Origin of the sequence: Enterococcus sp. DIV1758 (assembly GCF_051711985.1) — a bacterium.
In the GTDB taxonomy this organism is placed as follows: Bacteria; Bacillota; Bacilli; order Lactobacillales; family Enterococcaceae; genus Enterococcus; species Enterococcus faecalis.
The window spans coordinates 2,023,455-2,039,049 of the sequence record NZ_JBIOOA010000001.1; the positions used below are offsets into that span (position 1 = coordinate 2,023,455).

A 15,595-nucleotide genomic window follows, 5' to 3' on the forward strand; every position below is an offset into this window, starting at 1 on the left:
CCATTTATCGTTTATCTATTTTTTTAGCGACTGTATCCCCAATCCATTGAATCGCAAAGACAATAATTAAGATACAAATCGTTGCTACTAAGGTAACTGTATTTTGACCACGTTGGAAGCCATCTTGATACGCCAAACTTCCTAAACCGCCCGCTCCAATAGCAGCTGCCATTGCAGTATAGCCCACTAAGGAAATGGTTGTAACGGTTAAGCCAGAAACAAGCGCTGGCAGACTTTCTGGTAATAGAACTTTCCAAATTATTTGGAAACGATTGGCCCCCATTGCTTTGGCTGCTTCAATCACGCCTTTATCGACTTCACGAAAAGCGATTTCGACCATGCGAGCATAAAAAGGTGCTGCGGAAATAATCAAAGCTGGTAAGGAGCCTTTGACACCAGACATACTCCCTAAAATAATTTTTGTAAAAGGAATTAACAGAACGATTAAGATAATAAACGGAATCGAACGGAAAATATTTACAAAAATGGCCACTAGCCAATACAGTAATCGGCTCAAAATCCCTTTTCTGCCTGACGTTTCAAAAAGTAGTAGTCCTAAAATCAGCCCTAAAATGGCGACCACTATGATTGAAATCCCTGTCATATAGAGTGTTTCAATCGTTTTTTCTTGTAGTTTACTTATATCAATTTGCGAAAAATCAAAGAAACTTGCTAAGCCACGATTATTCATTTCCAATCACCTCTGTTTCTACACGAAGTTTACGTAATCCTTCAATGGCTGCTAGAATATTTTGCTCTTCGCCTAATAATTGAATATAAAGAGAACCCACTGCGCCTTGTTTCGTTTGCTGAATGTTCCCTTGAATAATGCTGACTTCTACTTGATATTCTTGGACAATATGCGAGATAATTGGCAATTTCGCTTGTTCGCCGTGGAAAAGTAGGCGAACAATTTTTCCATTCGGATATTGTTCCAACATTTCTTCGACAACCAGTTCCGTTTCTTCAATGTTTTTATCCGCTTCTTGTTGGATAAAGCGTTTCGCAATTTCTGTTTGAGGCTTTTTGAAAATATCGATTACTTTACCTTCTTCAACAATTTCACCATATTCCATCACGGCTACGCGATTACAAATTTTACGAATCACGTGCATTTCGTGGGTAATTAATACAACCGTTAAATTTAATTCTTGGTTGATTTTTAGTAGTAATTCTAGCACTTCATCGGTTGTCTGCGGATCCAAAGCACTCGTTGCTTCATCACAAAGCAAAATGTCAGGATTGTTAGCTAAGGCACGGGCAATCCCCACTCGTTGCTTTTGCCCACCAGAGAGTTGACTTGGGTAGGCATTTTCCCGTCCTTCTAAACCAACCAATTTGATTAACTCTTCTGCGCGGCTTTTCCGATTTTGTTTTGGAACACCAGCAATTTCCAATGGGAGCATGATATTTTCTAGAACTGTCCGTGACCATAATAAATTAAAATGTTGAAAGATCATCCCAATTTTTTTACGGAAGTTTCGTAGTTCTTTATTTGGCAACAATGCAATATCTTGTCCTTGAATTTCTACTTCACCTTCTGTAGGTGTTTCAAGTCCATTCAATAAGCGAACCAACGTACTTTTTCCTGCACCTGAATAGCCAATAATGCCATAAATATCACCTGATTCAACCGTTAAATCAATATCTTTTAAAGCTGTGACTTTACCCGCTTTACCGGAAAACTCTTTTTTTACATGACGTAATTCAATTAATGCCATTTTGTTCTCCTCTTCTTTCTGTTCTACTTTCTTATTTTGAAGGTTTCGCACTTTTTATGAAACGAATTTGCTTAATAAAAACAAAAAAACTTCCATCCTTTTGCTATTACAGCAAAAAGGACGAAAGTTTGTCATTTCGTGATACCACCTTAATTCGCTATTATTTCTCAATAATAACCTCATACGGTACTTGATTCTTCGCATACCGTTGGCTGTAACGGGCGCCCCGTAGTAAGTTCACTGCTTCGCTCACTTACTCTGCTCAAAGACCATCTTCCATCTTAAATCTGTTACCCATTCTCAGCAAACAGGGCTCTCTTCAAACGTCCTTAACATGTACTCTTCTTTTCAAAGCTTTCTTTTGATTAGATTGAGAAAATTATAGCAATAAACATTGGCCTTGTCAACGTAAGACTAAAGATTTTCAAATTCTGTTGGTTCAACATCTGCTAAAACAGCAATCCAGGCATTTTCTTCATCTAATGCACTTGGCTCTTGATCAGCCGCTTCATTAATCGCAACTACCTTACCAGATAATGGACTACTGAATTCACTGACTGCTTTTTCCGCTTCTAATTCAATTAAAGAATCACCTTTAGCTAATGTTTGTCCGACTTTGGGAAATGTTGCAAAAGTAATCTTCCCTAAATCCTCTTGGGCTTCGGCAGTTAAACCAATTTTATAACCTGCTTCTGTTGGTAAGATCCATAATTGATCGATTTGTTTCATTTCACTCATTTTCCAAGCACTCCTTCGTAATCTGCTTCTTTAAAACCATTCGTTAGAAATGTATTGTCTTTTAAGAGAATTGGACGCTTAATCAACATGCCATCCGCAGCTAAACGCTGACTTGCTTCTTCAATAGAAAAACTGTCAACAAGATCTTTTAAGCCTTGTTCTCTATATAAAACCCCACTTGTGTTAAAAAAACGACGAACAGGCAAGCCGGTTTCTTTCATCCATTTTGCTAGTTGTTCACTACTAGGCGGTGTTGCTTTAATATCAATTGCTTGGTATTTAACGCCTTGTTGGTCTAACCACGCTTTCGCTTTTTTACAAGTTGAGCATTTAGGATATTCATAAAGTGTGTACATTTCTACCCCTTCTTTCTTCTTTCTTTAACGACCACTTCTGGTACGAACCGTTTCTTGTTGGTAACGCATGGACATAATTAAGCCCACCCCAATCATGTTACCTAAAATGGAAGAACCACCTTGACTAATAAACGGTAATGGAATCCCAGTTAATGGTAGTAAACCAATATTCGCTCCAATGTTTTCAAAAACATGGAACAAAATCATCATGATAATTCCTGTGGCAATGTAGGCATAGAATTCATTATTTGTATCAAAACAAACGCGAATCATGCGGTAGATTAAAATAAAATACAACAAAATAATGAAACAGCCACCAATAAAGCCAAAGTTTTCACCAACAACTGTAAAAATCATATCTGACTCACGAACAGGGACATACACATCACTCACGTTAAAGCCTTTTCCGAAAAGGCCCCCAGAACCAATTGCTGTTAATGCTAGCGCTGGTTGGAATGAGCGATCTGGATCTGTATGGAAAGGATTTAGCCATAAATCAATCCGATCAAATTGATAAGCTTTAATGCCAATTTTAGACAATAAGTCTCTTCCTGTTTCTGTTGTTACCAAGTAGATGGTTCCAGCTCCGACTAGAGCAGCTATGATAAAGGCGGGCACAATAATTTTCCAAGTAATGCCAGACATTAAGAAAACTCCCCCAAAAATGGCTAAGAAAACTAACATCGTCCCGAAGTCTTTTTGTAAAAGTACTAAAACAATTACCGGAATCGCCACTAATAGCATTTTAGCGATTAGCCAAAAGTCGCTTTTGAGTGTTCGGTCCACATATTTAACATTATGCATGGTCACTATATAGGCCAACATCAAAATAAACGCAATCTTCATCAATTCCGATGGTTGGAATGTGGTGCCACCAAAGCGAATCCAGTTTTTAGAACCTGTTTGCTCTGCTAGCACGGGATCATAGAATTTCAGTAGTAATCCCATTAATACTAATCCAAGTGCATAAAAAACGGGCGTTAACCGCCAGAGTAATTTTGAGCTAAAATGCATAATAATGACAATACTTAATCCTCCGACTAAATACCACAGTCCTTGTTTCATTAACAAGCTACCAATTTTAGGTTTGCTTGGATCATTGTAAAGCGCTACGTAAAGCGATAGCATACCAATTAGTGATAAAAGAAAAACTGGTAATATCACGCCGTAATCAATTCGACTATCTAAATTTGTTTTCTCTTTTCTATTCATTCGTCATCCCTTTTCCTTTGTTCATACGTTTTTTATTATATCTTTCTCACAGAAGAAAAGAAAGGAATTCTACTATATTTGAGAAAAACTTTAGAGAATTCAATAAAAATTTTTCTTTTCGATCGCCATTTATTCATGCTTAATTTTTCTACAAAAATTACGTTTCTTCCACTTCAGATAGGTATAGATTGCTTTCTTTCCAAAATAGCTATTGATTGGCTTTCGTATTTGCTTCTGAAAATTGAATGGACCAACTTCCTTCTGCTTTAATTTCTAAAATATACGTATCTGCGTCTTTAGGAATTTGAGCCATTGTTTTTCCGATGTAATTTCCTTGCGTATCAATTAACTTTGCAATTTCTTGTCCATCACTGTCCACGATCCGAACAACTATTTTTTCCGTTCCTTTGAAAGTAATGTTTGCTATAACTGGCCCCTTTTTAAAAGCTAAGTTTGTAAATACATCATCACCGCTTCCTTTTTTTGAAAACATTGTTCCAGCTAGCTTATCATCTACTTCATTAATACTAGTACTTGCCTGGGTTGTCTCACCGTAATTATCATCTCTGGCAGATTGTGGACTATTAATGTTAATTTTACAACCAGTCAAAATTAATAATGCCAGTACAGATAACCAGATATTTTTTTTCATTTTCTCACATCCTCACAATGACACAACTAGTTAGAATCAACAATAATATGACTGAGACGAGACTAATTTTTAAAAATTTTTTCATAAAAATACACTCCTTTTTCTTTTTTAAATGAGAATTAACGGAAATAAAAACTCATCTATTTTTAATTATATCGATATTTTTTTTGATTCTCAATTCTTACTCGTAAAAAACGAGTGTGGAACAAAAATCCCTTTGGATTTTTGTTCCACACTCAAAACCTGATAAACGGCGGGAATAGCATCAACACTACACGCTTCGATATTTCTCTGTAAAATACGAACAGATAAAATCAGCGTACAACTTGGTCCTCGAAGCTAAACAATTCTGTCCCGCCCTCGTCTGTTATTCGCTTTTTCTTTGTTTTGTTTGTTGTAGCTCTTTATTAATTCGGACAATTTCGTTGCCAAAATTTTGCCAGTCACTGGCTCGCGGGGGCGCTAGCCAAATTAAACATTTTACTGAAAATAACGTTTTTGGTAAATAATCTGAAACTACTAAATCAGTATCTGGTCGAATCGCTGAATGAAAGTGAATGCTGAAAGATTCGAATATTTTGATTTGTTCTTTGATAAACTGAGTATATTTTTCTCCTTGCGTAAAATTCACATAAAGATTGATCGTGCTTTTTTCATTCCTTTGGTCATAAAGACGGGATAACACTAATAGTAAATCAAAAAATAAAGAAAGCTTACTAAACTCAAACGCCGAGCAGTCCAACGCAAATAAAAACTGACGACAGCTATCAAAAACAATTGGGTAGCGTTCCTGAAAAAATTCTAAATCCATAATTCGTAAGGTGATATCGATAAACGGCGTAATAAAACGATGTTGATAAATAATCGGAACAATTTCTTGATAAAATTCTTCTTCCGAAATTGTAAACGGTATATAAGAAAAGAATAATGTTTTCGTAGCCGTAATTGCCTCATTGTGAGAACTCAGCAAATGTTCCGAAATAAGTTCACTTTGATAGACCGATAAATTGCCGATAATTCCTTGAATTTCTGCGTTTTTCTCTGCATGAGTCGCCTTCATTACTTCGTTGATCCAACATTGAATTTCTTGATAAATCGAACTTTCTTCGTCAAAAGCGAATGGATTTTCTTCTTGGGATAAAAAATAATTAGCTTTTCTTTGCGTTCGTTCTAACGCCACCAATACATAATGTTTAAATAAATGAAAATTAGTGATATTTTCATAAGAGCCTTTCAATTGAGCCAATAATTGGTTCACTGCGCGAAGATCTGTTTGATTATATACTTCTTCAGAATCTTTGTAAATTCGGTAATAGAGCATAGTAAAATATTGTCTAATCGCCATTTCATTGCCGCTAAGTTGTAAATTTTTGGATAACTTAATACCGTATTGCCCCAATTCTTTCCGGATATGGTCAACAATTTTGTATACAACCGTTCGACTCATCCCGTGCTTTTCGCCATATTTTTTGATTGAGGTAAACTGATGAAAGAAAATCGTTTTTAATAGATTAAATTCTAACGAGTCTTTTAAATAATATTCTTCAATAATACTTGAAGAAATACGAAGGCTTTGAGATAAAAAAATTTCATTATTTTTTTCACTGATTTCCATCTCATTAATCAGACCAAAGCGTTGCAAATCTGCATTGATTTCTGTTATGTTCCGTTCTAGCAAATAAGGAGAAATAGCTAATTGCTTACATAAACGATCTTTTCGTTCAGAAAATGAATATTGTTGCTCTAACTTTCTAATAATCGCTAATTTTAAATTTTCCCGATCATCTAATAACAAGAATTCCATTTAAACTCTCCTTGTTCCATACAAAAGTGAGCCTGACAGGAAGCTTAAAGTGGTGCCAAATTGAGAGGACCCACTTGCCGCTCCTCCAGTAATTTCCACTGGGGCTATCGTATCTATTTTTTTCAACAACTCATCATTTAACAGCACCTTTTTATTTACTCGTTCCTGTTCAATTTTATTTTTCTTTTTCTCCTGTTTTGTTTGTTGCTCCTTGTCCTGTCTTGAGGCAATAATTGGTCTTTCTGGGCCAATCATTGCTTGAATATAAGGAAGCTCTGCAAGCACATTCCCCTCTGCAGCAAAATTAGTAGGGTTGACATACACCTTCGCAATAGAAAGGTATGACTCGTAACGGAAGGTTACAAAATAAAGGCCTACTTTTTGAGTATTTACATTATTTTCTATAATTACATTTTCTAAATTTAGAGGGCGTCCCTCTTTATCTTTTAGAAAAACAACATTGTCTAATGGTGACCATGCTTGATTAACTCCTACAAACGTGTCTTTTAATTTAAGTTCCGTTTGATTTTCTTTGACCGTAATGGTTGCTGTTTCAATTTTGCCATCTACTTCATAAGTCACGGTGTATTTGCCTGGTGTTGTCACTTCGTTGGCATAGCTATTCACTGAAGCAATTAACATTCCTGAAGAAAGAAATAAGGCTGTGCCGATACTACCATAATAAATAGTTCGCTGGTTCATCTCGTTTATTATTCCTCCAAACTATTTCATAAAAACAACTATCTTAACAGAAAAACCTGCTAATAGGTGTTCTTAAACTAAGTAACTTGTAAAACTTCCTATTTTCCAAGGAAACAGCTACCCTCATTCATGCACTTATTCATCTTTTAAGCGTGGAACAAAAGTCACTTTAAACTTTTGCCCCACGCTCATTTAATTATTTTCGTTTCTTCTTGATGACTATACCACTAATAATCACAATAAGTAATACAACAAGTCCTAGCACACGATATAAACCATTAGTTTGTTCTCCCGTTTTTGGATAACGTCCTTGCTTGTCAGGTTTCACAATGTGTGTGACATACTGACTACTTTTTATCGTGGTTTGATTCGTTGAGGAACTAGTCTGGTTGTTCTCATTTTTATCTGGTAGCGGTGTAGGATTACGATCAATCACATGAACAGTTGCTACTGTCGTTAATTGACGAGGTGTTTCGTTTGAAAACATTGAGAAAAGTCGTGACTGCACAGCTGGTTTGGTTTCATTAACTGGCTCAGTGGTATAGGAAATCTGGTACTCTCCTGTTTTCTTTGTATCAACTTTCCCTTTTACTTGAACCTTATCAAAGGATATAGCATGACCGTCACGATCTGTTGCTGAAACGAAATTATCTTCTGGTTTCCACGAATCACCAACATAAATCGTTGTATCTTTAACCTCTAACTTAGATTGGTCGGGTTTGACGGTCACATTAGCTGTTTCTTCTTTACCTTCGTAACTGTAAATGATTGAGTAAATGCCCGCTTTGCTAGTATCAACTTGACCTGAAACAGTGATTTTTTCGAAGGGAACGTCTTGACCTGTTTTGTCTGTTGCCGAAACGAAATTATCTTCTGGTTTCCATTTATCGCCCACATAAATTGTTGTATCTTTGACCTCTAACTGACTGTCATCACGGACATGAACGATTGCTTTCGCTTCTTTTGTGCCATTTTTATAGACAATTTCATAATCGCCTATTTTATCAACATTCACTGTTCCCTGAACGTCAATTTTTTCAAAAGGAACGTCTTGACCTGTTTTATCTGTTGCTGAAACGAAATTATCTTCTGATTTCCAAGAATCACCAACATAAATTGTTGTATCTTTAACCTCTAACTGACTATCATCACGGACATGAACGATTGCTTTCGCTTCTTTTGTGCCATTTTTATAGACAATTTCATAATCGCCTATTTTATCAACATTCACTGTTCCCTGAACGTCAATTTTTTCAAAAGGAACGTCTTGGCCTGTTTTGTCTGTTGCTGAAACGAAATTATCTTCTGGTTTCCACGAATCACCAACATAAATCGTTGTATCTTTAACCTCTAACTTAGATTGGTCGGGTTTGACGGTCACATTAGCTGTTTCTTCTTTACCTTCGTAACTGTATACGATTGGATAAACGCCTACTTTACTAGTATCAACTTGACCTGAAACAGTGATTTTTTCGAAGGGGACATCTTGACCTGTTTTGTCTGTCGCTGAAACAAAGTTCTCTTCTGGTTTCCATGAATCGCCGACATAAATCGTTGAATCTTTGACTTGTAAACGACTGTGATCAATTGTTTTAGTTAATGGAATTTTTAGTTGATTGTCTCCTTTGACCAGCTTAATGGCTTTACCTGTCAAATACTCTTCATCCACGGAATATTCCTGCGGTACATTCGTTACTCGCAAAGTATAATTACCTGTCATGATAGCATCAAAGGAGTATTGACCTTTTTCATCTGTTGCAAATTCGGTTGCTGTATGCGTGACATTATCAATTAGTTCAAAAGAAACCTTCGCAATTGCTTGGTTTTCATCCTCTATGTTATGCGTATAGAATGTGGCAGTTGCTAAATAAACAATACCTTCCGCATCGCCTTCTGAGAATTTCAATGTGATTGGCGCAGTGGCAACTTTTTTCTTGCTAGCAGACATCTGGTTCAATGTTTCAGAGTCGATTGTTGTTTCTGTATAGATTTGGCCAGCGTTTGCAGAGACAGTATTGTATTCAATCGTAATGTTTTCTGTCAATGTATAGTCTTTAAAAATAATTTTCGCACCGTTTGTAGTCTTCTCTAATGAATAAACATTTTCTGGCACGCCTTTCACGGTAATAGAATTCAAATCGATTTGAGCATTGGTTGTGCCTTTTGGTGTTAATTCAATCGTTGGATTTTTCACACGATGTGTTTTATTATCAATATTTTTTGTTGTTACTGTCGTTTTTGTTACATTTTTTAATGTTGGATTCGCCGCTTGTGTTGCACTCAAAATGTCTAACGCTTCATTTTGAACAGAAACCGAAGCAGACCCTTCATTATTATTCGATTGTGGTTCTTTAGCTGTCCCTGTTATATAAAGAGTTGGCACGTCGATCCAGCCATTGGCGTTTTTATACTCAATAATGTAACGTTTGTTGGTTTTTCCAAAATCAAACGTGTAACTATTGGTATTTTCGTCAAAAGTAATCGTTGGGTATCCAGGACTGTCTGGTGACATTGGTTTATCAAAATAATAGCCACGATCCCAGTATTGTGGATAAATTGAATCTACCTGATCGTTTGAAACATCATAAATGTCAAAAAGAACATCGGCGCCAGCTGGAATTTTTGTACGGACGCTTAGTGAGTCAAAAGAATCATTTCGTGCATTGACAAGGAATTGATTTTTACTACTTTGAAGTGTTCGTTCTGAACCACGCTTACTATTAGTAGTTACTGTCGTATCAACTGGAGTTAAACCTTCAGCACTCATTGTTATTGGTATCATATCGACTGGGATACTTTTATCTTTTGGCAAACTATCTGGCACATAATTAAAACCAATTGGAATTTGGATTTCGTTGGTTATTGGCGTAGTGAACTTAATAACTGAACCATCTGACGTTGGCGTTACTGTATAATCCGTTCCTAACTTGTAATAAAAATAAATTTCTTTTGTAGCTCGTAATGAAAGATAATTAGGATGCTTTACTTTAATTTCTAAATTTTGAATCGGTGTCTCTTTGCTTCCCATAACTGAGACAGTTGTTCTTGATGAATAGGCACCATTTTGATCATAATTACCCCAAGCAGTTTCAGCATTCAAAGGATTAACAACACTAATTGGTTCAATATATTGATCGGATACTAATTGAATGGCTTTATTAGGACCAATTACAGGTGTACTTAATGATAGATTAATGTCCTTCTTGTCAAAATCCATTGTTAAATCAGAAATATTTATTCTTAAATAGCTATCTTTTGTGGCCGTTAAAGTGAGCTTGCCACCTTCAGTTTTAATATCAAAATAGTCTTCCAATTTTACATTTTCATATAAAGGACCATACGCCGTAAATTTAGGATTCTTAATTTCTTGACCGTTTGTACTCTCTAATACGATTTGTTGACCCACTTTTGTTTCTGTTAACGTGCCATAAATTGTTACATAATATTTCCCTTTGCTTTGAAAACTGATATAGGACATACTACGCATTTCACGATCAGCAATTACTTTACTTGTTTGACTCGTCTTAGCAGTAAAATCGGTTGTTTGTTTAGTTCCTGTCGTACTTTTCAAAGAAATTGACCCAATTTTTGTTGTTGGATACTGCTGCGAATATAAGTAGTTATAGTCCGAAGCACTCTCTAAATAAATTGTCCGATTAATCGATAAGGAATAGGCTTTTTGTTGATTCATGTTTGGAACAGTTACAGCAATCCGCCCGAGTGAATTATCGCTTAATGTATAATCTTTGCCAGGTGTTAACAGGGTTTGCGTTTCTGGTAAAATTTGACCATTAATGTCGACATCGTAACTGAAAACTTGAGGTTCCAAGTTATCTTGTTTTCCAAAGACAGCGCCTGGCGTCTCTGTTGTTAATAATTCTAATGTTTGATTGCCAGTTAATGTCCGGTCTAAATTATAAAAAATTTCGCCATCTAATCCCGTCGTTCTGGTTCGTTCGTTATATTGAATTGGTTCCACTTGTTCATATAAATCAAACGAGTAGGTTTTTTTATTTTTTCCTGGAGTTTCAATTTTGATTAATGGTTCCGCCTCTGTTGTTAGATAACTTTTTAGTTCTACTTTAAAGGAAGTATCTGAAACTCGTTGATTAAACGTAATACTTAATGTTTTGGTTGCCGCATCGACTGCCCAAGTTGCGCCAATGCCTGTCACTTCTCCGCTGACAGTTGAATAACCTAAATGTTCTGGTAATTGAACTGTATAAACTGATCCAGGTGCATAACCTGTGTTTCCAACAGCAAATTGGAACGTAGCGGTTACCGGTGTTGTATTTAATTCGCGGTGAACCTCTGTTTGGCTGTATTCTGTTCCACCAATCGGCGCAAGACTCATACTGTCAAGTAGTTCATCTGTAATTGGCGCTTGAACATCTGGTAGGGCTTTTTCATTAAGTGAGGTGTCCTTGTCCTCCGTTGTTTGTTGTTCAGATGGTGTAGCAGCACCACTGGAAGCTGTTGTGCTCGCCTCTGTGGTTTGCGATTCAGTTGTTGCAGTTGGTTGATTCATTTCTGAAGTATTCGTTGTTGCTAAAGGTAAAGCTGGTGTTGTGCTCGATAACTCTGCCTCTTTTTTTGCTGTATCAGTGGTCTCTGTTTGTGCTTCTGTCGTTGTTACAGCATAGGCATTTACGGCAAACCCGAAATTTTGTGCGAGAAGTATACTTAACATCACAAAAGAAAAAGTTTTTTTCTTCATACTAATCCCCTTTCAATAAAATTCATATAACCTAATAATAGCTTGTTAAAAATGAAACAATTGATTAATTTTTTTTGAATCTTCGAAAAAAAAAAACAGCTTTTCATAAAAAAATACTTGGAAAATCAGCCACAATCACTGTTTTTCCAAGTATTTTTTTATTAATATTTGTAAATTATCGTTTCTTTTGACGAAAAACGACCACGAAATAAACTGCAATAAACAATAACACTAAGAGCGAGTTACTATTTTTAATGAAAGTTAAAAATTGACTTGTTTGCATTGAAATGCCTTTGCCGCCAGTCAATTCTAATAAAAATTGTGTCGTGCCACCTTTGCCTACTACAGTGACTAACATAAGCGCCATCAAAATAAATTGATGGAATAAACTCCCTTTTGTTTGTGTTGTATATTTGATAAGGATGCGGCTATCTTTAGGCAAATCTGTCTCTTGATAATATCGCCTAGCTAAAAAGCTGTTCAATGTGCTTTTGAAAAAACTCAAGAGAAACAGGCCTAAAATAGTCCACGAGGTAAGAAGTAATATTCCCAAACTTCCCGCCAGACCAACCATTGGTATGTTGTTTGACCATTGTTTCGTTTTACTAGCTGCAATCATTGCAAAAATCATCCCTAAAACATAAGGTAAATAGAGATAGATGCCCATATGAGCTCTGCCATAAACCCCTGCAACATAAATGGAACCAAACAAAAATAAATAGTTCCCGACAATCCCGTTAATCAAGGTCGCAAGATTCATTTCTAGCGATACTTTATACGCGCCGCGTTTGCCATAATGACTAACGAAAAGGACAGCCACCACAAAGAAACAGCAGGCGCCAACAATCGCATAATCAAATTCCACCGCATTCGTTAATAAGCGACCACTTCTTAATAAAAGTAATAACACAAAAAAGATAATAAACAGAATTAATTCTTTTCGTGAAACTTCTGCTGATTCTTCTTCTAGCTCGTTTAATGAAACAGGATAGCTCTTGATTGCTACTAAAGCAACCAGAAAATAGAGCGCGTACACCAATAACGCCAGTCCAATCTCAGTCGCTTTAAAAAATAAAGCGCCAAATAAAACAGCGGTCAATAAGACTGTCGTTAAAAGATTGCTATGACTGATTTTTTGACCTTCTTCTTTCAAGAAAAAGCGAATTGATTGATTACTTGGTGGCAACAACGCCCCACTAAGTCCTAACAACATTCCTGAAATACTATAAAGCGGGAAAGAAAAAGCGCCGGCGGTCCCAATTAAGGAACCTGCCAAGCCTAACAATAGAGAAATCTTTAGTAGACCTAGACTAGTTAAAGACAAATTAATTCCTCGAACCAGAAAAATGCCTGTCATACGCAATGTATAAAATAAGACAAATGGTAAAATTGTTAGAAGGTTGTGTCCATCACTCAATTGAATGTAAAGTAAATAAGGCACAACAATAATCGTATTACTTAGTAAAATTAATGCTGTATTACCAAGACTTTCAATTTTTTTATTCATTTTGACCTCTTCTTTTATCTTTCATTTTCTATTATTTTTAGGGTAGCATTGTTTACTTTTTTTGTCCATAAAATAACAGATGCAGCGATTTCCTAATGTTTATTTTACACTGTTACGTATAATAGTTAATGACGACTGCTTGGACTTTCTCTGTTCCGTCATTTATATACGTGTGTACTTGATTAGCATCAAAATACATAGCGGCGTCTTTAGGAAGAAGATATCTCTGATCGCCCACTTCAAGAGCTAATGTTCCTTGAATAACCATGACATATTCTGTCGAACGTTTTGAATGCCCAACAGCTTGATACTTTTTCCCTGAATCTAATTCAAACTGAAAGAGTTCAAAGTTTCTTTCCTGGTTGTCTGAGTAGTAATTAAAGACTCGATAGGAGTGATCTTCAGAATGTTGTGTTACCGTCTCAGTTTTTTTTACCACGGGATTTTCTTTAACATAGTCATCTTCTAATAAATACGTATACGGAACATTGAGTCCATTACTTATTTTCCAAATTGTATTTATGGTAGGATTGGTGGTTCCTTTTTCAATCTGCGAAAGCATCCCTTTACTCACTCCGGTTATCCCAGCTAGTTCATCTAACGTAAGTTTTTTTTCTTGTCTAATTTTTTTTAAATTATTGCCAATAATTGTATTAATCTCCAAAATAGTTGCTCCTTCTGTTTCTTTTTATCATCCAAAAGTTTAATATATTGAACAAAAGTATTCTTTATTGTATTATACAATATATATCTTAGTTGTTCAAAAGGAGTGGTTAATAATGAAAACGCTCATTCGCTCGTTGTGCCTCATTATCGAAGGTCTAGATTTTCAGACACACGTGTTTAAATTTTATACAGAAAGAAGGAAAAAAAGAGAATGAACCACCAATTAGATGCACGCACTGGCATTCGTGAAGCCTTGCCAACGGTTTTTGGCTATATTGGTATTGGCATTGCTTTTGGTATCGTAGGACAAGCAGCAGGTTTTTCCCCTCTTATTGTTAGTGCGATGTCGTTTTTTATTTTTGCAGGATCTGCTCAGTTTGTAACAGTTAGTATGTTGACTGGCGGCAGCCCTATCTTATCTATTGTGTTAGCGACTTTCTTAGTAAATGCGCGTATGATTCTTATGGGAATGACCATTGCGCCTTACTTTAAAGCCGAATCTCTCGGTAAAAATCTCTGGTTGGGAACCTTACTGACGGATGAAAGTTTTGCACTAGGAATGAATAAATTAAACCATACCAAAGGACGTTTAAGTTTTGAGTGGTTTAATGCTGCCAATTTGATTTCCTATGCGACTTGGGTTTTTTCGACGATCATCGGTGCCTATCTAGGGCGCTTTATTGCAAACCCTCAAGCATTAGGTCTTGAGTTTGCGGTCGTGGCTATGTTCATTGGTTTACTTTATCTGCAGATAATTAGTGATCGTTCCATGAAAATCGCTTTACAACTCATCATGGTCCTGATTACTTTTGGGTTGATGTCTATTGGTCTAATTTTTATTCCCAGTAATTTAATTGTCTTAGTTGTCACGTTAATCGGGTGTGGAATAGGAGTGATGATAAAACATGCCTTCTTCTGAGTATCTCTTTCTAACAATTTTAGGCTGTACCGTTGCAACCTGGCTTTCAAGAATACTGCCATTTTTACTTTTAAAAAAAATCAGTCTGCCACAGAAATTATTAGAATATCTAAGTTTTGTTCCCATTGTGATTATGTCCGCCTTATGGTTTAGTAGCTTATTTGAACAAAGAATTGGGCATTTACCAAGCCTCAATCTTCCTTATTTATTCGCTTCATTTCCTACCATTTTAGCCGCAATACTTACTAAAAACTTATTGCTTATTGTACTGGTAGGCATTGCTTCATTTGCACTAATCCAAAATTTTATCTAAAAAAACAGACAGGCACTACCAGATGGTAGTGCCTGTCTGTTTTTTTAGATGCCAGCTGCAGGGATCGAACCTGTGACCTACGCGTTACGAGTAAATAAAAAATGAATTTTTGTCTATAAATACATTTAAATCAATTCCTTTTCGTATAAATAATACAATACTTATATCTAAATAGGAATAGTCTAGTCATTTTTTTGACCTATAATTATAACATCTTTTAACTACAAATTATTCATGAGCCTATTAATTCCAATTTTACAAAGTTTTAAATTAATAAAATATCGATTC

At 35.9% G+C, this 15,595-nt stretch carries 13 protein-coding genes and 1 other annotated feature; of the genes, 2 read left to right on the forward strand and 11 right to left on the reverse strand.

The annotated features are described in order from the left end of the window. Positions 1 to 4: 4 nt before the first annotated feature. The 11 genes from IGJ52_RS09715 to IGJ52_RS09765 all read right to left on the reverse strand — a co-directional run bounded on the left by IGJ52_RS09715 (position 5) and on the right by IGJ52_RS09765 (position 14,073). Positions 5 to 691, reverse strand: a complete 687-nt coding sequence (locus tag IGJ52_RS09715) for a methionine ABC transporter permease (protein ID WP_002362617.1) — start codon at positions 689 to 691, stop codon at positions 5 to 7. Further along, positions 684 to 1,721 carry a methionine ABC transporter ATP-binding protein gene (locus IGJ52_RS09720; protein ID WP_002364465.1) on the reverse strand — a complete coding sequence of 346 codons (1,038 nt, stop codon included), beginning with the start codon at positions 1,719 to 1,721 and terminating at the stop codon, positions 684 to 686. Before IGJ52_RS09720 ends, IGJ52_RS09715 begins: the two co-directional genes overlap by 8 nt. A 113-nt stretch (positions 1,722 to 1,834) precedes the next feature. Next, positions 1,835 to 2,082, reverse strand: a binding site (T-box leader). A gap of 53 nt (positions 2,083 to 2,135) precedes the next feature. Then, positions 2,136 to 2,450, reverse strand: a complete 315-nt coding sequence (locus IGJ52_RS09725; protein ID WP_011109554.1) for a glycine cleavage system protein H — start codon at positions 2,448 to 2,450, stop codon at positions 2,136 to 2,138. 5 nt (positions 2,451 to 2,455) lie between these two features. Further along, positions 2,456 to 2,815, reverse strand: coding sequence for an arsenate reductase family protein (locus tag IGJ52_RS09730; RefSeq protein WP_002359675.1), 360 nt, complete (start codon positions 2,813 to 2,815; stop codon positions 2,456 to 2,458). Positions 2,816 to 2,839: 24 nt separating this feature from the next. Further along, positions 2,840 to 4,027, reverse strand: a complete 1,188-nt coding sequence (locus IGJ52_RS09735; protein ID WP_002367107.1) for an FtsW/RodA/SpoVE family cell cycle protein — start codon at positions 4,025 to 4,027, stop codon at positions 2,840 to 2,842. 208 nt (positions 4,028 to 4,235) lie between these two features. Further along, positions 4,236 to 4,679, reverse strand: a complete 444-nt coding sequence (locus IGJ52_RS09740; protein ID WP_002381534.1) for a hypothetical protein — start codon at positions 4,677 to 4,679, stop codon at positions 4,236 to 4,238. Between the two features lie 367 nt (positions 4,680 to 5,046). Further along, positions 5,047 to 6,483, reverse strand: coding sequence for a helix-turn-helix domain-containing protein (locus IGJ52_RS09745; protein ID WP_016614560.1), 1,437 nt, complete (start codon positions 6,481 to 6,483; stop codon positions 5,047 to 5,049). After that, positions 6,484 to 7,185: a bacterial Ig-like domain-containing protein gene (locus IGJ52_RS09750; protein WP_016614561.1), complete on the reverse strand. Its 702-nt coding sequence runs from the start codon at positions 7,183 to 7,185 to the stop codon at positions 6,484 to 6,486. 196 nt (positions 7,186 to 7,381) lie between these two features. Then, positions 7,382 to 11,902, reverse strand: coding sequence for a bacterial Ig-like domain-containing protein (locus IGJ52_RS09755; protein ID WP_438792058.1), 4,521 nt, complete (start codon positions 11,900 to 11,902; stop codon positions 7,382 to 7,384). A 175-nt stretch (positions 11,903 to 12,077) separates the two neighbouring features. Continuing rightward, positions 12,078 to 13,409, reverse strand: coding sequence for a hypothetical protein (locus tag IGJ52_RS09760; RefSeq protein ID WP_438792059.1), 1,332 nt, complete (start codon positions 13,407 to 13,409; stop codon positions 12,078 to 12,080). 112 nt (positions 13,410 to 13,521) lie between these two features. Then, positions 13,522 to 14,073, reverse strand: a complete 552-nt coding sequence (locus IGJ52_RS09765) for a helix-turn-helix domain-containing protein (RefSeq protein WP_438792060.1) — start codon at positions 14,071 to 14,073, stop codon at positions 13,522 to 13,524. Positions 14,074 to 14,286: 213 nt separating this feature from the next. Between IGJ52_RS09765 and IGJ52_RS09770 the strand changes: the two genes are divergently transcribed. Beyond that, complete coding sequence (locus IGJ52_RS09770) at positions 14,287 to 14,994, forward strand: AzlC family ABC transporter permease (protein ID WP_002356628.1); 708 nt, start codon at positions 14,287 to 14,289, stop codon at positions 14,992 to 14,994. After that, positions 14,981 to 15,307 carry an AzlD domain-containing protein gene (locus IGJ52_RS09775; protein ID WP_002362235.1) on the forward strand — a complete coding sequence of 109 codons (327 nt, stop codon included), beginning with the start codon at positions 14,981 to 14,983 and terminating at the stop codon, positions 15,305 to 15,307. Before IGJ52_RS09770 ends, IGJ52_RS09775 begins: the two co-directional genes overlap by 14 nt. The last annotated feature ends 288 nt before the right edge of the window (positions 15,308 to 15,595 follow it).